Origin of the sequence: Gardnerella sp. DNF00497B (assembly GCF_049262725.1) — a bacterium.
Taxonomy (GTDB): Bacteria; Actinomycetota; Actinomycetes; order Actinomycetales; family Bifidobacteriaceae; genus Bifidobacterium; species Bifidobacterium leopoldii.
The window spans coordinates 728,131-749,728 of the sequence record NZ_CP058400.1; the positions used below are offsets into that span (position 1 = coordinate 728,131).

General features: G+C 40.5%; 17 protein-coding genes, 5 tRNA genes and 1 riboswitch. Of the genes, 4 read left to right on the forward strand and 18 right to left on the reverse strand.

Features of this window, described 5'->3' with window-relative positions:
• Positions 1-48: 48 nt before the first annotated feature.
• Entirely contained in the window at positions 49-1,449 is a 1,401-nt protein-coding gene (gene hisS / locus HXT26_RS02645) for a histidine--tRNA ligase (RefSeq protein WP_422112092.1), read from the reverse strand.
• Positions 1,450-1,545: 96 nt separating this feature from the next.
• Between hisS and HXT26_RS02650 the strand changes: the two genes are divergently transcribed.
• A complete protein-coding gene (locus HXT26_RS02650; RefSeq protein ID WP_004574246.1) occupies positions 1,546-2,916 on the forward strand; it encodes a DUF349 domain-containing protein in 1,371 nt (456 codons plus the stop codon).
• A 91-nt stretch (positions 2,917-3,007) separates the two neighbouring features.
• Here the strand turns inward: HXT26_RS02650 and HXT26_RS02655 are convergent, their stop codons facing one another.
• From HXT26_RS02655 to HXT26_RS02720, 14 genes are all read right to left on the reverse strand, one after another.
• Positions 3,008-4,135 carry an Mrp/NBP35 family ATP-binding protein gene (locus HXT26_RS02655; RefSeq protein ID WP_422112078.1) on the reverse strand — a complete coding sequence of 376 codons (1,128 nt, stop codon included), beginning with the start codon at positions 4,133-4,135 and terminating at the stop codon, positions 3,008-3,010.
• A 3-nt stretch (positions 4,136-4,138) separates the two neighbouring features.
• Positions 4,139-6,907: an NAD-dependent DNA ligase LigA gene (ligA, locus tag HXT26_RS02660; RefSeq protein ID WP_082851871.1), complete on the reverse strand. Its 2,769-nt coding sequence runs from the start codon at positions 6,905-6,907 to the stop codon at positions 4,139-4,141.
• A gap of 58 nt (positions 6,908-6,965) precedes the next feature.
• Positions 6,966-10,211, reverse strand: coding sequence for a tetratricopeptide repeat protein (locus HXT26_RS02665; protein ID WP_112928649.1), 3,246 nt, complete (start codon positions 10,209-10,211; stop codon positions 6,966-6,968).
• Positions 10,212-10,385: 174 nt separating this feature from the next.
• Positions 10,386-10,461 (reverse strand) — tRNA-Gly (locus HXT26_RS02670).
• A gap of 143 nt (positions 10,462-10,604) precedes the next feature.
• Positions 10,605-11,372 (reverse strand): thiazole synthase, encoded by a 768-nt coding sequence (locus HXT26_RS02675; RefSeq protein ID WP_004108959.1) that lies wholly within the window; start codon positions 11,370-11,372, stop codon positions 10,605-10,607.
• The gene (thiF, locus tag HXT26_RS02680) at positions 11,362-11,985 is read right to left on the reverse strand and encodes a sulfur carrier protein ThiS adenylyltransferase ThiF (protein ID WP_004106663.1); all 624 of its coding nucleotides are present in this window, start codon (positions 11,983-11,985) and stop codon (positions 11,362-11,364) included. The genes HXT26_RS02675 and thiF overlap by 11 nt, the downstream gene beginning before the upstream one ends.
• The gene (gene thiS / locus HXT26_RS02685; RefSeq protein WP_004106666.1) at positions 11,986-12,183 is read right to left on the reverse strand and encodes a sulfur carrier protein ThiS; all 198 of its coding nucleotides are present in this window, start codon (positions 12,181-12,183) and stop codon (positions 11,986-11,988) included.
• A 60-nt stretch (positions 12,184-12,243) separates the two neighbouring features.
• Positions 12,244-13,620, reverse strand: a complete 1,377-nt coding sequence (gene allB, locus HXT26_RS02690) for an allantoinase AllB (RefSeq protein ID WP_004106667.1) — start codon at positions 13,618-13,620, stop codon at positions 12,244-12,246.
• A 1-nt stretch (position 13,621) separates the two neighbouring features.
• Complete coding sequence (gene allW, locus HXT26_RS02695) at positions 13,622-15,106, reverse strand: allantoin permease (protein WP_082851869.1); 1,485 nt, start codon at positions 15,104-15,106, stop codon at positions 13,622-13,624.
• A 299-nt stretch (positions 15,107-15,405) separates the two neighbouring features.
• Positions 15,406-16,647 (reverse strand): hydantoinase/carbamoylase family amidase, encoded by a 1,242-nt coding sequence (locus HXT26_RS02700; protein WP_004574239.1) that lies wholly within the window; start codon positions 16,645-16,647, stop codon positions 15,406-15,408.
• A gap of 200 nt (positions 16,648-16,847) precedes the next feature.
• Positions 16,848-16,937: riboswitch (TPP riboswitch) on the reverse strand.
• 258 nt (positions 16,938-17,195) lie between these two features.
• Positions 17,196-17,268: transfer RNA gene (locus HXT26_RS02705), tRNA-Val, on the reverse strand.
• A 39-nt stretch (positions 17,269-17,307) separates the two neighbouring features.
• A tRNA-Val gene (locus tag HXT26_RS02710) sits at positions 17,308-17,379 on the reverse strand.
• 30 nt (positions 17,380-17,409) lie between these two features.
• A tRNA-Cys gene (locus tag HXT26_RS02715) sits at positions 17,410-17,480 on the reverse strand.
• 28 nt (positions 17,481-17,508) lie between these two features.
• A tRNA-Gly gene (locus HXT26_RS02720) sits at positions 17,509-17,581 on the reverse strand.
• A gap of 489 nt (positions 17,582-18,070) precedes the next feature.
• Here HXT26_RS02720 and HXT26_RS02725 point away from each other — a divergent pair.
• The 3 genes from HXT26_RS02725 (at position 18,071) to HXT26_RS02735 (ending at position 18,797) form a co-directional block, all read left to right on the forward strand.
• Positions 18,071-18,226 carry a hypothetical protein gene (locus tag HXT26_RS02725; RefSeq protein WP_421788877.1) on the forward strand — a complete coding sequence of 52 codons (156 nt, stop codon included), beginning with the start codon at positions 18,071-18,073 and terminating at the stop codon, positions 18,224-18,226.
• 3 nt (positions 18,227-18,229) lie between these two features.
• Entirely contained in the window at positions 18,230-18,532 is a 303-nt protein-coding gene (locus HXT26_RS02730; protein ID WP_422112079.1) for a hypothetical protein, read from the forward strand.
• A gap of 103 nt (positions 18,533-18,635) precedes the next feature.
• Entirely contained in the window at positions 18,636-18,797 is a 162-nt protein-coding gene (locus HXT26_RS02735) for a hypothetical protein (RefSeq protein WP_004106675.1), read from the forward strand.
• A gap of 798 nt (positions 18,798-19,595) precedes the next feature.
• Here HXT26_RS02735 and HXT26_RS02740 read toward each other — a convergent pair.
• The 3 genes from HXT26_RS02740 to HXT26_RS02750 form a co-directional block, all read right to left on the reverse strand.
• On the reverse strand, positions 19,596-20,369 hold the full coding sequence (locus HXT26_RS02740; protein ID WP_004119551.1) for a helix-turn-helix domain-containing protein: 774 nt from the start codon (positions 20,367-20,369) through the stop codon (positions 19,596-19,598).
• A gap of 446 nt (positions 20,370-20,815) precedes the next feature.
• The gene (locus HXT26_RS02745) at positions 20,816-21,259 is read right to left on the reverse strand and encodes a hypothetical protein (protein ID WP_004119548.1); all 444 of its coding nucleotides are present in this window, start codon (positions 21,257-21,259) and stop codon (positions 20,816-20,818) included.
• A 21-nt stretch (positions 21,260-21,280) separates the two neighbouring features.
• Positions 21,281-21,589, reverse strand: a complete 309-nt coding sequence (locus HXT26_RS02750) for a hypothetical protein (RefSeq protein WP_422112080.1) — start codon at positions 21,587-21,589, stop codon at positions 21,281-21,283.
• Positions 21,590-21,598 lie beyond the last annotated feature (9 nt).

Here is a 21,598-nt window from a genome sequence, read left to right on the forward strand (position 1 = left end):
CTATTGACATGATTTTGCGCACAATATTCAAGCAAATTTGCAAGAACATTATTTAGCGCAAGAAACTGTCTGCCGGGCATAAACAGTATCCGGTTGCCAAGACGTGGCATCCGCGGTTTCCTGTTCGCCAGTAATAATATTTTTTACTTCATCGTGAGATGACTTTGATTCAGTGCTATCAGCAGGGAACCACACATAAGGAATGCCGAGCTTGTCAGCATATTTTATTTGCTTACCAAGCTTTGCTGCGCTAGGAGCAACATCTGCTGCAATGCCTCGATCTCGTAAAGTTTTAGCAATAGCATTGCATGCAGGACGATCTTCTTCATTCCACACTGCAACAAGTACTGCAGCAGGAGAAACTCGAGAAACAGTAGCTCCTGCAGTGTGAAGCATATAAGAAAGCAGTCGAGACATGCCAATTGAAAGTCCTACGCCTGGATACTTCTTCTTGCCCTGTGAAACTAAATTATCGTAACGTCCACCAGAGCAAATTGAACCAAGAGATGCTGCATTATCAAGGAAAGTTTCGTAAACAGAACCAGTATAGTAGTCAAGTCCACGAGCAATCTTCAAATCAGCAACAACAGCGCCTGGGCGAATACGTGCTGCTTCGTCTACAATCATCGCAAGAGTTTCAACACCTTGAGAAGCTAAAACGTAAGACTCGTTATCATCACTTCGAGAAATATTATGCTTATCGCATAATTCGTCGAAACGAGACTTCAACTCATCTCCTGTTTCGGCAGTAAGTTCAGCTAATTCTAAGCATGCATCAGCTTGAGAAGCCGTAGCGCCGCATTCTTTTACCAAAAGCTTGGATACTTCTTCAGCGCCAATTTTGTCTAGCTTATCGATTTCTCGAAGAACTCCCTCGATATCGCTTAATCCAATACCGCGATAAAAACCTTCAGAAAGCTTTCGATTGTTAGCATGAACAGTTGCCTTAGGAAGACCGAACTTACGTAAACGCTCAAGAGCTTCAACCATGACAAGTGGAAGTTCAACTTCGTAGTGTGAAGGTAATTCGCCATTTCCTACGACATCGATATCTGCTTGAACAAACTCACGGAAACGACCTTCTTGTGGACGCTCCCCTCGCCAAACTTTTTGCATTTGCCAGCGCTTAAATGGGAACGTCAAATCACCAGTATGCTCAACGACGTAACGGCTGAGTGGAACTGTTAAATCGAAATGTAAACCAATGCGTTCTTCTACAGGAGTGTCGGATTCGTGACCAACTTCTTGTAAACGCGATAATAAATAAATTTCTTTACTGGTTTCGCCTTTTTTTAATAAGCTTGAACCCTGTTCTACTGCACGCGTTTCAATTCCAATAAAACCGTTGAGTTCAAACACTTCTCTTAGTGTGTCAATTACTTGCTGTTCAACAGCGCGTTCACTAGGAAGCCATTCAGGGAAACCCGATATTGATGAGCCTTGTACCATGTCCACTATAATAGGTGGTGTTGCGGAAAAATCATGGCTTACCGTCATACTTATTCGTAACAATGTTACCGTGCATCTGCTGTAAGGAGTCGTCCCGTGACCGAACAGACTAAACCTGAAGAAACTACTAAAACTACTACCGCGCCAAAGCCAGTTGCTCCATCTCCAGCAAGCTTCGCGCATAAGACTCGTGTTGTTGCTCAAGCACCAACCATTTCTTATAGTGAAGAGGATATTAAAGCCGCAAAAACTTTTGGCCGTGTTGATGAAAATGGCACTGTTTACGTTACTGAAAACGGTGCTGAGCGTGAGGTTGGTCAATACTCCACTGGCACTCCTGAAGAAGCGTTGACTTTCTATATTCACCGTTATCTTGATTTGAAGATTAAGCTTGATCTTTTTGCTAAGCGCTTAGAAGCTTCCAATGTAAAAGCAAAAGAAATTGACGAAACGCTTAATACTTTGAAAGCTGAATTGGAAAATCCTGCTGCCGTAGGCGATATTGCTGCTTTACGTGCGCGACACGCCGAATTGACTGCAAAAGGTAATGAAAAGAAGGAAGCAATCGCTAAAGCTCGAAAAGAAGCTCTGGAAAAAGCTTTGAAAGAGCGTACAAATATTGTAGAACGTGCAGAATTGTTAGTAGCGCAAATGAATGAATCTACTAATTGGCGTGAATTAAACGATAAGCTACGTGCTTTATTTGACGAATGGCAGGAGCATCAGCGTACTACTATTCACTTGAATAAGTCTGATGCCGATGCTTTGTGGCAGCGTTTTTCAAAGGCTCGTTCTGCATTCTCTCAGGCTCGCAATTCTTGGGTTAAAGAACGTGAGCACGTGCGTAATACTGCTAAGCAGCTTAAGGAAGCTATTATTGCAGAAGCTGAAAGCTTAAAAGATTCAAAAGATTGGCGTGAAACTTCTATGAAGTTCAATGCTTTGATGGATCGTTGGAAGAAAGCTGGCAATGCTGGCCGCCAGCACGATGATGCTTTGTGGGCTAAGTTCCGCGAAGCTGCTGATGCTTTCTATCATGCTCGTCAAAATGACCGTGAAAAGGTTAATGCTGGAGAACACGAAAATCTTGCTAAGAAGGAAGCTTTGCTCGTAAAAGCAGAGGCTTTGTTGCCAGTAGAAAATGAAGAAGCTGCTAAGAAAGCTCGTAAGGCTTTGTCTCAGATTCAGGAAGAATGGGATGCTATTGGTTTCGTTCCTCGTGAAGATATGCGTCGTATTGAGTCTCGCTTAAACGACGTTGATAAAAAGATTAAGGCTGTTGAAGAAGCTGCTTGGCGTGAGGCTGATCCTGAAGCTAACGCTCGTAAGTCCAGTTTTGCTTTACAGTTGGAAGCACAACTAGAAGAGCTTAACGCTGCTATTGCTAAGGAAACCGATAATAAGCGTAAAGCTAAGTTGGAAGCTGAAAAGGCTACTAAAGAGCAGTGGTTGAACGCTGTTAAATAATTAGTTTTATAACCAACTAAAAGTATGGGGTCGCTTGATTTTAAGCAACCCCATACTTATTTTTTCGGCTGTATTTTAAGCTTTATTTGCTTTAAGAGTTTTTTATTAAAGATTTAGCTAAATGAATAAAAGTATTAGCTAAATTAGAATCTGCCAATTTTCCATCTTCGGTTAGAACAGCAGGTCTCCCTGCTTCACCAGTTTCTCTAAGCACAGGATCTAAAGGAAGTTGAGCTAAAAGAGGCACATTAGTGTCAAGAGCGTTACAAAGTTGTTCGCTTACTCTCCTTCCTCCTCCTGAACCAAATAATTCTAAGCGCTCGCCGTTATTTTCAAACCAGCTCATGTTCTCAACAACTCCGCGAACTTTTACAGGAATTTGCAAAGCCATAAGACCTGACCTAACTGCTACATCTGATGCGCTAGGCTGTGGAGTTGTTACTACAACAAGCTCTACGTTTGGTAAGGATTGCGCTACAGCTAATGCCATATCTCCTGTGCCTGGAGCTAAATCAAGAAGTAAAACATCAGGGTTGCCCCACCAAACATCTGAAAGAAACTGCTCTAAAGAACGTTGTAATCGTGGTCCTCTCCACAAAATAGCACGATCAGTTCCAGCAAACATTCCAATAGAAATAAGCTTTACTCCCCAAGCAACTACAGGCATAAGCATTCCGTTTAAATTTGTTGGTTGAGAATTAACTCCAAACATTCGCGGTAAAGAAAAGCCGTAAATATCGGCGTCAATAGCTGCAGTATCGTAACCTAATGCTGCAAAAGTTGCAGCTAAATTAGCAGTTATAGAAGATTTTCCAACTCCGCCTTTCCCAGAAGCTATAGCAAAAATTCTCGTGCGAGTGCCAGCTTTATTAAATGGATTTTCTTTGCGTTCAGCTTTTAAATCTGCAACCAACTTTTCTAATTTAGTTTTACTCATTGCAGTAGCGTTAACGTGCGGTATGAGTATTGCTTGAGGATATTTAGATATAGCTTCTTGAACTCGTCCTGTAATTACTTCCGCAAGAGGGCAATTTGGCACAGTAAGTTCAAGATTTATCTCTACATCATAAGCAAACTTTGTTGTATCAATGGTTTCAGCTTTCTTTATCACATGCACTCCGGTTACCATATTTAATTCGGTAACAGAGCGACCTAATTCTGGATCAATAACGCTACCCAGCAAATCGTAAACTTGTTTTTCGAGTTCACTTGTATTCATCCGTTATGATTCCTCAGCAATGAGATTTGGAACAGTATTATTTGCAATTTGTAGTATTTCTTCTAAGTTCCCAGTTTTTAAAAGAGTATTAAACTGTTGTTCGTTAAGCATAGGGATGCCAAGTTCTTGCGCTTTAGTTGCCTTGGATCCTGCATTTTCGCCTAGAATAACGCAATATGTGTTCTTGCTTACTGATCCTGATGCTTTGCCGCCTCTTGAGACTATAGCTTCTTTTGCGCTGTCTCTTGTAAATCCTTGCAAAGATCCTGTAACAACTATTGTTTTACCTACTAATGTTTGAGCGAAAGATGATGCTTCAACTTTCCCTACTACACCTGCTTCTTGCCACGATTTTAATACTTCAAATTGCCAATTAGCAGGGTCTTTAGCTTGTTGGAACCAGTTGTATACTGCTTGCGCAATTTCAGGACCAACTCCATCAATTTGTGTAAGTTCTTCAATAGATGCTTTGGAAATATTGTCTAAAGATCCAAAATTTGCCGCTATAAGACGTGCAGTTGGTGGACCTAGTCTACGAATAGATAAAGCAACCAAAACTCGCCACAGTGCTGCATTCTTGCCTTTTTGAGCTATTTCTTCAAGCATACTACGAGTAGTTTCAGAAGGTCTTGTATACCATGGCACATTTATTGTTTCTTTAGCGTTGTCGCTAGTTTTAGCATTTCTAGTAATGCGCTTATTTTTCCAAAGTACCACTTTAGCGTCAATTGGAACTTGGAATTTAGGATATTGAGGATCCCATTGTTCGTTTGGTGAAGTAGTTTTTTCGGGAGTTCCTTCTGCTTCGTAATTTGTAGATAACTTTGCTTCGATTGTGCGAGTCCAAAATGCTCTAACTTGATGCCAAAGACCAGATCCGCCTATTTTGCGTGTACGCTTTTTAAAGCTACCGTCTTTACTAACTTCTTTCCACTCTTCAACAAGAGGAATTTCTTTCCAAACCATTACATTTTGCAAATCGTCGGCAGTAATACTAAATAATCCAGCTTCATTTCTAAGTACTGGAGTTTGTGGTTCAGGTAGCGTTAAATCTGGTGACGGTATATATGGTTGTTGAGTTGCGCCTCGCTGAATTATAATTTTATCCATATCTGGGCAGTAAACTTCTGCAGTTGTAGGTCTGCAATCCTCAGGATTTGTAAGAGCTAGCGCAGCGTTATCGCCCAAATTTTCAATATCAAAAGCTTGTCTGGAAGCCAAGTGAATTATTCGTTCTGTAAGTTGAGCTGGGCAGTTTTCTACATTTGGGCAACGAATGTCTTTATCTCCCTCTTTTGCAGGAGCTAGCTTAGTTCCACAAGATGGGCAGTATTCTGGCATAACAAACTTTCTAAGTTCATTTTCTCGCCCTTCCCTAGCTTTAAGTACCGGTCCGACTAATTCTGGAATAACATCCCCAGCTTTACGAACTACGACAGTATCGCCAATTAGCACGCCTTTATGTTCAACTTCGTAAGCATTATGAAGAGTTGTGCGAGAAATTGTCGATCCTGCTACAGTAACAGGTTCAAGAACAGCTACAGGAGTTACTCTTCCAGTTCTTCCAACCTGGACAATAATATCCTTCAAATAAGTATTAACTTCTTCAGGAGGATACTTGTATGCAATAGCCCATCGTGGAGCTCTAGAAGTAGCTCCTAGTTGATGCTGTAATGCTCTGTCATCAACTTTTACAACTATGCCGTCTAAAGCGTGCAAAATATTTGCTCTATGCTTTCCGTAATAGTCAATCATTTCTTCTATTTCAGAAAAATTTGTGACTTTTCTTGTGTACGGAGAAACAGGTATTCCCCACTGTTGATAGAGCTTATATGCGTCAGACTGATTAAATTTTGTTTCACTATTGTTATGGTTTGTATTTTCTTTCCAACGAAGCTCACCTAGTCCGTGTGCAAAAAAGCTTAATCGACGCGTGGCTGTAATTCGTGGGTCTTTTTGGCGCAAAGAGCCGGCTGCAGCGTTACGAGGGTTTGCAAAAGCAACTCGTCCAGCATTTTCTTGTTCATCATTTAATTTTCTAAAGTCTTCCCATTTCATAAAAACTTCGCCACGAATTTCCACGAACTCAGGAATATCGTCAGGATTATCAGAATGAAGCTGTGTTGGTATTGCTTCAATCGTTCTTACGTTTAATGTAATATCCTCGCCAGTTACGCCATCGCCTCTAGTAAGACCTTGTTCAAGAGTACCGTTGCGATAAATAAGATTTAAAGCAAGACCATCAATTTTTACTTCGCAAGTCATAGGAAGAGGCTTAGACTCATCCCATTGTAAATCGCGAATTACGCTGTTATACCAATCATGTAATTCTTCAATTGAAAATACGTCATCCAAACTCATCATTCGAGACGGATGCTTTACAGAAGTAAAATCGTTAGAAAAAGTTCCACCTACGCGATGTGTTGGAGATTGAGGAGTATCTAAAGTTGGGAAGGCAGCTTCTAAAGCGCTTAGCGCTCGCATTCTTGCATCATATGCTGCGTCTGAACTAGTCGGAGAATCTTCTACGTAATAAGCAATTTGATCAGATTGTGCCCAAGCTGCCAATTTTGCCCAAAGTTTCGCAGCTTGCTCTATAGTAAGCGTCGCTGGCTGCAAGTTTCCAAGAGCCAACGCATCAGTGTCTGTTGGCTGAAGTTGAGCAATCCACGTATCTGTTTTTTGCGTATTTTCATGAGTCTCATTTTGCTCGTCAAAATCGTCAAAAAGAGTCCATTGTGCGTTTTTTGACTCGATATCATCGTGAGCCATACTCATGAAACCCCCTTCAAATCAGCTGTTGCTTTATATAGATTATGTCACTTACCATTTACGCATTTAATGAACGTAAGAACTGTGATTGTACTGCACCTTCACAATCGTCATTCAGTGACATTCGAATATGCGCTACGCACAAAGTTCTTGCAATTACAAACATTCCATCGTCAACAGTTAGCTTTGCGGCTTTTCCAATAATATGATTTGCTTCAATATTAGGCCAGACAGGAATATCGTCACTCATAAAGCAATGTCTAACATCATCCATACTAGTAGGAGCTTTATAACACTGCGAGCGCATTCGTGATAATAATTCTTCTAGTTCCATTTGTAGCGGTTCTATTCTTCCTGGAGCTAAATAGTCTGCCATTCGGTAAGCGCTTGCTGCCAGAGTGAACTTGTCTTGCATCCAAGCTGCATAAGCTAATCTATAGTATGCGAATGCTGCGTCGTCTTTGTCTAATGCGACTCGAAGTGCGTTTAGACATGCTGCTACTGTTGACGTCCAATCTTCTTGTTGCGATAATGCTGCTGCAAGTCGCAAATGCGATAATGCGTATGTTGGAGCGTATGAAACCATTGTGTTTAAATGTTTTAACGCCGCATCATATTGATGTAGTTGTGAGAGCAAATCTGCTAATTCCATGTGGGCGTAGAATAATCCGTCTGGAATAAGTAGTGTTTGCTCGTCTGGTGTTGCGAATAAGCGGTTGTACACTACTCGTTCTGCATATGAATTAAAGTAACGTGGCACAGCATTATCTATTGTGAACATGGTGTCAAATTTTGCAATATTGTTCTCATAAGATTCTAATGCTTGTTTAATGTCGCCCTCTATGAGTTGTTCTTGGGCGTGTATGCGCATATCTCTTATATTTTGAGATGCTTTGAAATGAAGTTCCGGTATTGTAGTTTCGTCAATAAGTGAACGAGTTACTATATCTGCTTGGTTGTTAAGCTCTGGGTCGCCAATTTGTTCGATGATATTCATTGCTTCACGAGCTTTTTCAGCTGTTGTTAGCAATGGTTGTGAAGCAATATGATGAAAATCGGCGACTGCTTGCTGTAGCAAGTCTTCTCGTTGTATAGAAAGACCTTTAGCATGTTCTGTTCCGAGTATTTCTTCTTGTTCTTCGTTAAATAGTGTGTCTGAAAACTCTGGCTCTTCCTGTGCACCGTTAGGCGAGAAGCAAGTGTCATGCAAATCGAATGATGGTTCTACAGTGTTAAGCTTGCAATTTTCGTTTAAGCTTATACGCGCGTTAGATTTTTTGTAGAATTCTATAGGATTTCGTAATCCGTGCGAGCGAATATGTTTTACGAAATTGTCACGTTCGAAAGTGACGGTCATTAAAGTTCGCACTTCTGGCGGTTCGCTAAATGCTGCTAAAGGATTTGTGTTATTTGCGTTGTTTTCATTGTTTCCGGCTGCCATCGCGCTTGTTAAATCATCGCTATGCTCATCTACTAATGATTGCGCAGCTTCTACAACATCAGCAAACGGTAGGTGTTGCAAATCTTGCAACTTAGAAGGGTCGCCATGAATGTCTCCATCTTTTGGCTCACCTTTTTCGTGCGTCGTACTATTGTTATCAATTCTATTTAGTGCTCTTAGCGTACGATTTAGTAGATTGCTAATAGCGCTATCTTGTGCAGCAACCATTTCTTCTAAACCTATAGAGTCAAGTCTAATAGAAACTTGCTGTATTTTATCGCTAATACCAAAAGCGAGAGTTGCAAGCATAATTCCAATTCTCAAATTGTAATTTACTGAAATATTGGACTTTTCGCTATCGCTATACTCATGCCACTTATTTTTATGAGTATCGTAGATACTTCTTGGCATTAGTGATGATCCTGTTGCTGTAAAAGCTAATGCAACTTTCCCATCTCCTAAATTAGAGCGAAAATCTGCATCAAAACGGAACGGTAAATACAAGCTACGAATAAGTTCAGCTAAAGATTGGCGATACAACCACTCTCCTGCTTCAGTCTGTTTTAAATACGATGCAGACTGTTGGCACTTGCGAGCTTTGCGCCATAAATGCATTAATGGGCGAATACAGTCATCTTGCGTAGGATCTCCGAAACTTTGCATTCCTAAATCTTCGCTAGCAATAAAAGCTGGATCTTCAATAAATGAGTTATCGATAGCACAAATGCGCTCGCAAGTAATATTATCTTCTAAACTTTTACCACCTTGCGATGCGTTTGCTTGAATGCATTGATAAATTGCTTGTAGTCTGTTTAATGCACCTTCAATGCGCAACACTTTCAAAGCTGCAGAAGGCTCTAATGAATCATCCCAAATCAAGTAATGTGCTGAAGTTTTCTGTGCAGGTTGTAAGTGTAATCTTTCCGCTGCATGGACTGCTTCTAGACTGTGAGTTTGCTCTAATGCTCCAACGTCGCGCATGACGCGTTCGTAGTATTCTTCCAAACCGGAAACTCTAAAACCTTCTTTGCGCGCAGTTTTAATATCGGAAACGCTTCTTCTTATTGCGCCAAGAGGAGCTTCTGTATGCAAGCGGTGTAATACGTGAAAATATCCAAAACCAACTAATGATTGGTGTAAATCTGGCACAAAAAAAGTCGCAAAAAATACTGTAGCAATAGCGTCTTCATATGAAAGATTGCATCTAAAATCGTCACTCAACGATACGCGTGTGCCTTCGATAGTATATTTTTTATGCTTTCCATTGTTTAAGCAGATCCATGAAGCAACTTGATGTAAGCCATCATCTAAAGAAACTTGCATAACAACATCGCCATAGACAAAAGGCTTATCGTTAATGTTTTGTTTTGCGTATGAGCTTGAAGTATTCTTATTTACTTTCTTTTTTCGTAAATTTTTAAATACGTTTTGTAGTTGTTTTGTAAAGTTATGTGATGCTTGTATTTGCTTAGATCCATAGAATCTAGTTTTGTTATATAGATTAAAAGACCCTTGCTCAATAAATGACAATTGTGGTATGCGCTCAATTGCTTCTACAGGAGTTACTTTATCTCCTGTGTAAACTCTCCCATCTTTGTCTGCGATTGCAAGTTGACGAAAATGTTTTCCATCATCTTTGCATAAACCTAGCGCAATTCCAAATAGTTTCCCAGGGATTTTAAACCAAGCTAGTTGGGTATTTGCTGGAAGTCCTGGAAAATCACAAAAAATACGGTGTTTAGAAAAAGTAGGAATGGAAGTAATTTCGCCTTGTTGCCATAAGGAATCAATAGCGTCTGACATGATTGACATACGATCTTCTTTAGAGTGTGTCTGCTCGGTAGATTGCACGTCTTCAGCCATAATCCCCATTCTTTCAAGTCGTTGACATAATGCAAGTTGCGTTCGTAAGCATTCAGCATTTAATCTTGTGCGCTGACTGCACTCGTCACATCATAGTTCAGTATATAAGTAGTATATAGGAAACGCATGTTCGATGTGTGAATGTTGCAGAATTGTGGATATTTTATTTTCAAATGGAGCGGACAACGGGACTCGAACCCGCGGTCTCAACCTTGGCAAGGTTGCGCTTTACCAACTAAGCTATGTCCGCAAACAAGTGAATACCTTATATCATTTTCATAAAAAGTGCAAATTAGGTATGTCGCAAGCCTTACAAGTACTGGCTGCACTTGTAAGGCTTACTTGTTTCAGATTTTCAGTGTTTTAAGTTGAAGACTTATTTTATTTGTTTGCTTACTTGCTTTCGTCATCGCGCTTTGGAGAAGATGGTGTTGCACCCTTTTCAAGCACTCGACCAGGGCCTGCAAGATAAGCTGCGCGGCCTGCTTCAATACCAAGCTTGAATGCTTTAGCCATAAGCACAATATCGTTTGCAGTAGCAACTCCAGTATTTGCCATTACAGCTGCAGCACCCATTTCCATTGCTTCAGCAGCCTGGCTTGGAACGCCAATGCCGGCATCGACAATAACAGGAAGATCGATTTCGTCGATAATAAGCTGAATAAACTTCTTAGTTTCAAGACCCTTGTTAGAGCCAATCAAAGAGCCGAGAGGCATAATTGCGGCAGCTCCAGCGTCGCGCATTGCCTTAGCAAAGTACAAATCTGGATACATGTAAGGAAGAACAGTAAAACCTTCGTCAGCCAAAATCTTTGTTGCTTGCAAAGTAGCTTCATTGTTTGGCAACAAATACTTGCGATCAGGAATAATCTCAAGCTTGATGAAGTTTCCGCAACCCATTTCGCGAGCAATATGTGCAGTGTTAACTGCTTCCTCTACAGTTACGCATCCGCTAGTATTAGGCAAAATGGTAACGCCTTCTGGAATATGCTTTAAAATTCCTGCAGCTTTCTCGCTATAGCGAATTGCTACAGTAATCATTTCAGCTTTAGCACTATTTACTGCGGCATCAATAAGCTCCTCAGAATACTTTCCAGAACCCAAAATGTATCGAGAAGTAAACTTCTTACCACCTAATTCTAAATAATCTTCATTCTCCATAATTTCCTCCATTTTTTATCCATTTCAACGCTTCTAACGCTTCTAAACTTGCGATAATCGAAACATAAGGCAAATACAAGCCTTCTTCAGGAGAAGACTTAAAATCACCTACTAAGCACACGTTTGAAAGATGCTTAATTTTTACGTTCTTAATATCTCCTAGTCCAGATAAGCCAGAAGCGGTAATAACATATTTGTTAGGATGATTCATGAAATAGTCAAGAACCATTGCTTTCGATTCGCGATTGTCGAATGCTTCAATAAACAAGTCGGAGCGCTCAGCAATCTCATCTAACGATTCCGGCGTAACTTTTTGCACGAAAGCTTCTACTTCAACGTACGGCAAAGTTTCATTAAGCCGCGCTTTAGTAGCAGATACTTTGTGTTGTCCAATTTCGTTAATCGTATAATTTTGACGGTTTAAATTCGAATACTCGATACTGTCAAAATCGTAAATGTACAACTTTTTTACGCCGGCTCGCGCAAGCATCAACGCAATGTTTGATCCCAAACCGCCGCAGCCAAGTATTGAAACTGATTGTTGAGCAAACAAATCATTATCTTCCTTTAGCTGACGTTTAAGAACTTTTGCGCGAATATCGTCACTTTCCATTCATCCTCCTCCCATAATGCTAAATACTTCAATTTTTGCGTTATCTTTAACTATGAAAGTTTCAAAATCTTTGCGTTTTACTAATTCACCATCAACTTCTATTGCAACAAAAGTACTGTCGTAACCTTCGCGCTTAAGTAGTTCAAGTAAATTCTCGTTCTCAACATAATCCACAGTATCGTGATTAAGTTTCAGCACACTTACCTCCTTTCTGTAGAATATGCTTTAAGTTTTAAATATTACGTTTAAAGATTCTACCTAATCCTTAGCTGGATGAAGAATAAACTTGCCCTTGAAGCCTTTGCAAACGCCATTTTCTTGGCTGTAAATTTCTTCGCCGCGAAGCAAAGTTCTTACCACCTGGCAGCCAATAGTGCGACCAACGTATGGGCTGAACTTGTTTCGATACTCAAGGTCTTCAGCTTTAAGAACATAAGGAGCGTTTGGCTTAATGAATGCAAGATCTGCGTCGTAACCCAAACGTATGCTGCCTTTTCCTTTCAAATCGAAGCGTTTTGCAGAATTGCTAGAATTCAATGCCACAAATTGAGTTAATGACATTCCGCGCTTTTGCACAGCTTCATCAAAGAACACATCAACATCGTTTTGAACGCTACCAATACCACCCCAAGCTGTGAAAGCATCATCAGTTTGCTTCAAACTCAAAGGAGCTGGCGAATGGTCGGAAACAATGAAGTTAATAGAACCGTCAAAAACCTTTTCCCACAAGCCATTCTGGTTTTCCTTGTCACGAATTGGCGGAGTGCACTTAGCGATATTTCCAATTTCGTCAAGCTCAGAAGTGTCGAAATATAGGTAATGGTTGCAAGTTTCGCAGCTTACGTCTACGCCATTCTTACGAGCGTCAGCAACAGCTTGAGCACCTTCTGGTGAAGAAACATGAACAATATGAATTCTGCATCCAGTTTCTTTAGCAAAAAGACAAGCGCGTTCAATCGCTTCAACTTCAGTGAAAACAGGTCTGGTTGCTACGAACTCAGAAAGCTTTCTAGCTCCCATTTGATGAGCTTTCTTTCCAAGCTGGTCTGTAATAGGAGCATTTTCGCAATGCATAATCAAAATTTTGCCGGTTTTTGCAATCTGCTGCATACCGGTGTAGAGGGAATAATCGTCGCAATTATACAAATCAACTTGCAAATCCTTGTCGCCAGTAGTGCCGAGGAATGCTTTGTAATTAACGACACCCTGCTTATCTTGCTCGCATATTCCGCCATTGAGGTTTTGTGGTTCCAAGCCACCAGTTTGACCAACATCAACCTTGAGCTTTCCGTCGGCTTCTTTAAGCACTGCTTCAAATGATTTTCCATCAGTAGTTGCAGGAATTTGATTGCAAGGCATTTGCAGCATTGTAGTAATACCGCCTTTTGCGCCGGCAGAAGTTGCTGTTACAAAACCTTCCCAATCGTCGCGAACGCCGCCGCCTGGAGCGTTAATATGAACGTGAGAATCAACTTTTCCAGGAACAACTATTAAATCAGTTGCATCAATAGTTTTATCGGCTGTAAAGTTGCTTCCAAAAGCAGCAAACTTGCCGTCTTTAATTGCTATATCGGCTTTAGTTGCTTCATTATCGAATACAACCAAACCATTTGTGATTACTACATCGTAGTTCATATTATTTCCTTTCTTTAGCCATTGTTGGCTGAAAAACTTTTGATAGTAATATTTGACACACGAATCCTACAGCGCATCCCACAATCCATGAGATTTGAGTAAGTGGTGAAAGTAGAGGAATTATCTGCCCGGAAAGAGCAAATAAAAGCCCAAGTATCGTAGCAGTATAAGATATCCAGTTAGTTCCAGAATAAGCAGATTTTGACGAGCTATTTGTATCGTAATAAATTTGATCAAGATCAATATGTGTGCGCTTTACTACGTAATAGTCGGCAAGTAGAACACCTGCAATAGGGCCTAAAAGCATACCAATAAGATTCAAGAAGCCTGTAATATTAGCCATAAACTTCCACGGCATTAACACAGTGCTTACAAGAGCTGCAATAACTACGCCACGCTTATAATTTACAAATCGCGGAGCTAAAGCAGTTAGCTGGTATGCTGCAGGAACAATATTGCCAGTAGCATTTGTGCAAACTGTAGTAAGTAGAAGCAACCCAGTAGCTATTGCAATTGCAGGAAGATTATCCCACTTGTTTATGATAACAAGAACATCTGTAATAGTTTCATGGTAAAAAAGCGATCCGCCCACTAAAATAACTACGCTTGTAAAAGCAAAAAGCGCGTAACTTAGCAAGAAGCTGGCAATTTGACCTTTTAGTTGAGCCATAGTTGACTTTGCGTTTTGCGTAAAATCAGCAATAGAAACGGCAGGAGCAGCCCAAACGCCCAGTACAGAATTTACAACCATCATCATGAAAAGCCCAAGACCGTAATTAGTTGGCGCTTGAACAGTAGCATGATATTGCATGATTGCAGATAATCCACCAGCACAGCTAATAGCCCATACGCTCATGCAACCAAAAACAACGTAAATAAGTGGGCTTAATACTACAGTTAGCTTATTAAGAGTTTTTCCTCCGCCTAAACCAATCGCCAAATTAAGCAACCAAAATATTGCGAAGGAAATAATAATAGGTATGTGTGAACCTACAAATGGTATTTTGTTTCCAAAAGTAAGAAACTCAGGGCAAATTTTGCCAACTAGAATCTCTAAAGCTTTCGCACCTATATATGTTTGAATTCCATACCAGCATATTGCAGCAACTACTCCCCTGAGGAATCCTGGTAGTTGAGCGCCTGCTTTTCCGTATGTTGCGCGCAAATGCATAGAAAACGGTATGCCGTATTTGGAACCTACAACACCGTTAGCAACCATGACAATTGCTGTAAGAATTGCGCCAAGCATGATACCAATCATTACGTAAATTGGAGAGTATCCCATTAAAAGGAACGCGCCAACTGCAGCATAATTAGGAATATTGTGTACAGACTGCATCCACAAAGTGCAGAAATTAAGAGCGCTCATTGTGCGTTTTTCTTGCGGCTTTGGCAGTAAATCTTCGTTGGTGTAGCCGCGCTCGCGGTAACATTCCAAGTTTTTACTAGCTACTGGCTCATCTTGTAGCAGTTTACTAATTTGCATGCGCACCTCCTTACTTTTCTTGTTTGTAATTTGATTCTTTTTTGTGTTTTGAGTTTTTTGAAAGTAATAATCGCAACTTTGCTCAAAAATAAAAAAAGATACGAAAGGATTTCGTACCCGTGGTGGTGCGCCCCTTCGTATCAGCCTCTTATTCGTGAATAAGCGTTGTACTCTCATTCGATATTCACTTTTCTTCGCTGCGATTAATTAAGCAGTGAAGTTTGCATCGTATATGCCTTTTGAGTCCTTCCTAGATTTCTATTTATTTGGTTTTCGTTATCTTTTTAGTTGGTTTTTAGTTAGTCCTCATAAGCCAAACTATGCAGAGCATCTCGTAAAAGCTTTACTCCGTGAACAGCGTCTTGTGGATCTGTGTACTCTTCTGGAGCGTGACTAATACCATCTTTTGAAGGAACGAAAATCATTCCGGATTTTACAAACGGAGCAAAAATTTGCGTATCTTGACCAGCACCTGAATGCATGACTCTGTACGCATAACCTTGCTTATTAGCTTGATCTTTCAAAAGATTAATAATATCGTCGCTAAGTGGTGTAGGATCGTCAGACATCCACTTATCGATCTGCGCTGTAATGCCATAAGACTTGGCAGTTTCGTGAATATCCTCGTCGAGTTCCTGCAAGAATTTATCAAGAAAAGCTTTATCTGTATGACGGCAGTTCATTGAAAAAGTAACTTCTCCAGGAACAATATTTACTTGATTTGGAACTACGCTGATTCTACCGAAAGTAAGCACCAGTGGGTCGCCTGCTTGCTTAGCTTTGTCAAGATTTTTGGCGATTATATGAGACATGCAATCTACTGCATCGTGCCTGTAGGACATCATTGTTGTGCCAGCGTGATTTTGTACGCCTTTAAGATGAATATCCCAACGATGCTGACCAGCAATGCTAGTGATAATACCTAAATCTTCGTGATTGCTGTAAAGCGTTGGTCCCTGCTCAATGTGTAGCTCAATCCAGGCTTCAAGATTTGCGAACTTAGGTTGAGTTGTTTGATAATTGAACCCAGCTTCACGCATTGCTGTTTCGAAAGGAACACCTTCGCTGTCGCAAATATTTTCTACGTCCTCTTTTTGGGCTAGTCCGAAGAAATTCTTTGAACCCCAGAATACGTATGGGAAACGTGAGCCTTCCTCTTCTGCTAAGCAGATAATGCGAAGACTTTTCTTTGGCTTTCCATATCTAGTAAGTAAATTCTTAATTGCTAAATAGGCTGCAACTATTCCAAGTTGGCCGTCAAAACGACCTCCTCTTGAAACTGTGTCAATATGCGATCCACAAGCTATTATGCTTTCTGGTTTTTCGCATCCTTCAACAGTTGCAATTAGGTTTCCAACTTGGTCGAATTCTACAGTCATACCGAGTTTTTCAAATCGTTGACGAAGAGCAAAAAGAGCCTGTTTCCAAGATTTTGTGTAAAGAGGTCGAGTAACTCCTTGTTCTCCTGGTTTTTCTGTGAATCCTGCAAGCCAGCTTATGGCTGATTCTATAGTTTCAGCACTTATGCTGCTATCAATCATGTGCAGTATTCCTCCTCACTTGTGCAAGTTTTCCCAAAAGTGACATTCAGGCGGATATTTTTTTGGTTTTGGTGTTTGGTTTTTAGTTTTTAGTTTTTAATTGTTTTTTAAATCTTTTTTTAATTGTTTAGTTGATACTCGTGTAATTGCTACTACTTTGTGGCAACGCAAGATGTCACGAAAATCGTGACAGAAAGAAATCACTTATTGTAATTGCTCCCTACGCATGTCTTAACAAAACAGGTTCAAAGGGTGTTTCTCAACTGTTTCCAGTACCCCTGCAATTTTCACTTGTACTCGGATGAGTATAGCACGATATTAAATGAACTCAAAATGAACATTATCATGTGTGTTTCTGTGAAGAAATGATTGGTTGCTTGCTTGGCTGGTCGGTTGGTTGGTTGATTGATTGACTGACTGCTATGAGATATTGCTTCTATTTGTGGTTGCATGTGTGTTTGGCTGCGAAAAATTTTCATATGTAAGTTAGGAAATAAAAAATAGCCAGATAACAAAAAACGCAGTGCTTCTACACTGCGAACATATTGTGGGTGATATAGGAATCGAACCTATGACCCCTTCCGTGTGAAGGAAGTGCGCTAGCCGCTGCGCCAATCACCCAAAATTTTTTAATTATGCGTGAAAGGCAATCCTTTCGAGTGGGCGATACAAGGTTCGAACTTGTGACCCCTTCCGTGTCAGGGAAGTGCGCTACCACTGCGCCAACCGCCCGGTTGTGTATTAAGCTAACCCGCTTAATCGAGGTGGGTACGAGAGTCGAACTCATCTATACGGCTTTGCAGGCCGCTGCCTAACCGCTTGGCTAACCCACCGTAAGGTCGAATAACTCATCGGACCTAGAGCGGACAACGGGACTCGAACCCGCGGTCTCAACCTTGGCAAGGTTGCGCTTTACCAACTAAGCTATGTCCGCAATGCAACTTTACTGAACAATGTCAGCGCCGAAGCACGAGTAACTACTATACCCGAAATATTCTCAAATGCAAGCCCTCGCCTATTTTGGCGTGTCGCTGGTGCTCTCAAGCTGGTTGTAAGTGAGCTTGGAATTGCATAGTGCATTTCAAGCTCTTTCAAAGTGAGAGTGTATGTAGTTCTTTGTGAGAGTGTAGGTACGAGGCATGTGGCGTTGAGGCGGTGATGCATTCATGATATTTTGTGTTTACACTTAATAATATTAGCGCTTTGTGTTAATATTATTAAGACGGCTAAAAAAGAAAGGAGCTGAAAGATGGATATACTCACAATTATTACGTCACTTATAAAATATTCGCAATTGTTGGCGTCATAATTACTTCAATAGCCGCGCTATATGCCATAAAGAAAGGCAAGTAGCGGATTGCATGGAGCGTAGCTAGCATCTGCGCTCTGTGCTTTCCTTTAGTATATCATCGAAAATGTAGAAATGAAATTTTTTAATAGAAACCCTTATGGTGTTGTTAGTTTACTGTGTGCAGTATGTAGCGTTTTGCTTGCATTGCATCTTCCTTTGCTTGCGATGCTTATGAGTTTGAATGCTGGCATTTTTGGCTATATAGCGGGGCGTAGTAAGAAAGGGTAGAAAATGGGTAAAGTGTATCTGACTGCTCTTGATGTGGCTCGTTTGCTTTCTGTTGGTCGTCCTACGATTCGCCAGTATTTGGTGATTAGTAGGAAAAAGCAGAAAGCAGGCACGCTCACAATCGCGGATTTTCCGCTACCCGACGCGCTAGCTGGCATTGTGCAAGAAGCGCCATTGTGGAATTATGAGACGATCCGCGCGTATGCTGCTAACCGTTCTCGTAGTCCTATCGTTTTGCCTGATAGTGCGTCTGACGCGACGGAGCTTATCCGCTGCCGTGTGGCTGATGGCACTGCTAGGCGGTGAGCAAGAAGAGTCATGGTGTTATGTTGGGGTTATAGGTCAAAAAACGGGGGTTCCAACCAACGATACTGGCTAGAACCCCTAGCCTCAATCTTTCCACACGATTATGAGTAGAGCAAGAGTATTAGGCATTATTTCAGCTATCTGCGCTATTACCGCGGTAACAAACGTTATTTTACAAGTGCCATTCGCTGGCATCGGGTTCACTCTAGCAGCTGGCATCGCTGGCTTATCCGCTGGCTTAACAGGCAGTAGCAAAGAAAAATAAAAGGAGCTTACCATGTTAGACGAGAACGGACAAACAGTACTCGTATCACTACATGACATTGCGCGGCTTCTTGGTGTTAGCTACGAGTCTATGCGCCAGTATTTAGTGCGCTCTAGGCGCGCCGCCTTAGACGTTCAAACCGCGAGTGAGTCACGTGGTCTAATACCACTACCAACACACTCGGTTGGCGTACTAACCACAAAGCCCGCGTGGGATTATGATACGATCCGCAATTGGGCAGCACGCCGCCCACATCGCCCCGTAGAGCTGCCAACATCATGGCAAGAGTTAAAAGAGACTGTTGATAAAGCAGCTAAAACTGAGTCAAGCAAGCAATAGTAAAAAGTAAGGGGTAGGCAAGTTTTTTATTTGCCTACCCTCTTTAAAAAGATTAGCGCGCGCGGTATGATGCGCCGCGATGCGTTTTAACTGCCGCGTGTGCGGCGGCTATCATGTCCGCCACGAGACTACTACAACCACACTTGCCGCACGTGTAGGTTCTATCCCGCATATGCAGGGAAAGACTCATATGATAGAATCGAAGTAAAAGCTAGGGCTCCTCTTACCCTTTAATCTCGTAATGAGTTGGTTTGAGGGTATGACTAGCTTTCGTATATTCCAACTGTTTTATAGTCTTTAATGATTCATATGTTATAGCCAAAAGTAAAGGAGCCTGCACAACATCTAAGGTGAGTAAATCAACCGACGGCATGAAGCCGACTTTCAACGCAGGAAGACTCCTTCTTGCGATAGTATCAACTATCGCTTTATTACACAACTTTGTTGTCATATAAGATTTTATTTTGCGAGATTGTATTCATTAAGTAGTTCTGAGAGCTTAGTTAATCCTGCTTGGCGCTCGCGAACGTCAAGAGATTCGGCCAAATCTGCAGCGCACACTGCGATTGGCATAAAGGATATTGCTGATGATTCTTGTGTGCCTTCAGTAATGTGTGAAGACACATTTTGGCAAATAAAATCGAAAACCTCAGAATCTTCGATAACGCGGAGTCTAACATTAATTATTGAACTATCTGCGCCATCTTCGCTCTTTTTAAGATGAAACTTATTTATTAAATCCCCTAAATTGTTGCTGCTTACGTATCCTTCTATTTCGTCAGTTTGCGTAAGTTGGAATTGTGTGTGCATATTTCCGGTTGCAGCTGAAAGTATTAAGTGCTTTGAAAGTTCTACCAAACGCGATTTTCTACACCAATACTTCATTGTTTTTGCGCGATTTCTGGAACGATTAACTAGCTCTTGTGGAGTAATTGAGCGCAAATATGCTTCTATACGATACTTCTGCTGTCTATTTATCCACGAAACTTCACAATCGCTAAGCATAAATAATGCAGCAAAAGCTAATGACGGAGCATATGCCCTACCGCTTTTAGAGCTTTGTTGTTTATAACGATTTACGGAATCAAGTGAAATTAAAATCTTCCTACTTCCAAATGCGTATGTTGTTAGTAAACGATTAGAGCATAATGCGCTAACTCTTTGAGTGCTAACTGCTAGCTTGGCTGCAGCTTCCTCACGCGTAAGAAGAGTATCATTCACAAAAATAGACATAACGCAAGTGTATCAAAATTGTTGCGCTAAGGAAACAGTTTTGATACGTGCTGAGTAGTTTTGTAAAAATACTCAGTTTAATTATAAAAACTTAATAAAAAATAAACACACTAATTTTTAACTTAAAAATTAAAATTCAATGAAAAAATAAAATCAAACAACATAAAAGTTACCTCTAAAAAATAAGAGATTGATTGATAGTTACATTTCTTGTCTAAATTTGAAACCTTTGTAGTTGCTCTTGGAAAGATTGAAGGTTATATAAATAAAGATTGCAAAATACGTATTGCATATATTAAGTAGATAAAATGAGCTGCGCGCTGCTATATATTAATATTTCACCAATTTGACCACTTCCTATGAGATATCAAGCGATAGCGCAGGATTATAGAAATTCTAACACACACTTGTTTCTGTTAAATATGAGGGTTTTTAGAAATTTTATCTCAATTCACGTTTCTAGTAATCTCATGTGTAGAGTCAGGGTCGTCCTCATAATGCCATTGTATTTTGATAGATTCTAAATTACCCCACGCAACTCGTGTAATCGATAATTGAAAAGAATCTCCATTATTTACACATATTGGCATACTTCTGTCAATTTTAAGTAACCAGGATGCGCTTTCAGGAATTGCCTCAATTGATGTAATTATTGAATTATGCCCAGACGTATTTTTTATTAGATTTTTTGTTGGGCTACTTCGGATAATTTCACTCCAAGGTGCTGGAGCTAAACGTCTTTGTAAATCTAGGGCTTGTCGTGCTATTTTGTTTGCTTCTTCTGATTTATCATTAGCTATGTGAGCTTCGCGTGCTGATTTCCAAGCGAAGAAAATAGCAATTAAAGCAACTATTACTGAAGTAGAAGAAATGATTAATTCTGGAGACATAATATACACGCAGACCTTTCACTATAATTTTGATACTAAATCGTTTAGTACTTTGTCGAATTCAGACATTCTGTTTTCTTGATTAAAGAATGGAAGACCTATAATCTTGTATCCTCTTCCTAAAATATCGTTAATCTTGTAGTTGTTCTCAATCTGCCCTAAGAATTTTTCTTTCCACTCATCTTCAAATAAAAGTTGACTACCTTTAGGCTCAACATATGCTTGATATGTTTTTAACATCCTCATACTCTTTCTCACGAATAAAGAGTATGAAATCAGGCTCAAAACGTTCACCTGAATCAAACGAATAAATTGAAAAATCTTTGGCATGTAAACTAT

Coding starts and splice junctions, on each gene's coding strand:
- hisS (WP_422112092.1), bottom strand. CDS start 1,449: ATGGTACAAGGCTCATCAATATCGGGTTTCCCTGAATGGCTTCCTAGT.
- HXT26_RS02655 (WP_422112078.1), bottom strand. CDS start 4,135: ATGAATACAAGTGAACTCGAAAAACAAGTTTACGATTTGCTGGGTAGC.
- ligA (WP_082851871.1), bottom strand. CDS start 6,907: ATGGCTCACGATGATATCGAGTCAAAAAACGCACAATGGACTCTTTTT.
- HXT26_RS02665 (WP_112928649.1), bottom strand. CDS start 10,211: ATGGCTGAAGACGTGCAATCTACCGAGCAGACACACTCTAAAGAAGAT.
- HXT26_RS02675 (WP_004108959.1), bottom strand. CDS start 11,372: ATGGAGAATGAAGATTATTTAGAATTAGGTGGTAAGAAGTTTACTTCT.
- thiF (WP_004106663.1), bottom strand. CDS start 11,985: ATGGAAAGTGACGATATTCGCGCAAAAGTTCTTAAACGTCAGCTAAAG.
- allB (WP_004106667.1), bottom strand. CDS start 13,620: ATGAACTACGATGTAGTAATCACAAATGGTTTGGTTGTATTCGATAAT.
- allW (WP_082851869.1), bottom strand. CDS start 15,106: ATGCAAATTAGTAAACTGCTACAAGATGAGCCAGTAGCTAGTAAAAAC.
- HXT26_RS02700 (WP_004574239.1), bottom strand. CDS start 16,647: ATGATTGATAGCAGCATAAGTGCTGAAACTATAGAATCAGCCATAAGC.
- HXT26_RS02725 (WP_421788877.1), top strand. CDS start 18,071: ATGAAATTTTTTAATAGAAACCCTTATGGTGTTGTTAGTTTACTGTGT.
- HXT26_RS02730 (WP_422112079.1), top strand. CDS start 18,230: ATGGGTAAAGTGTATCTGACTGCTCTTGATGTGGCTCGTTTGCTTTCT.
- HXT26_RS02735 (WP_004106675.1), top strand. CDS start 18,636: ATGAGTAGAGCAAGAGTATTAGGCATTATTTCAGCTATCTGCGCTATT.
- HXT26_RS02740 (WP_004119551.1), bottom strand. CDS start 20,369: ATGTCTATTTTTGTGAATGATACTCTTCTTACGCGTGAGGAAGCTGCA.
- HXT26_RS02745 (WP_004119548.1), bottom strand. CDS start 21,259: ATGTCTCCAGAATTAATCATTTCTTCTACTTCAGTAATAGTTGCTTTA.
- HXT26_RS02750 (WP_422112080.1), bottom strand. CDS start 21,589: ATGCCAAAGATTTTTCAATTTATTCGTTTGATTCAGGTGAACGTTTTG.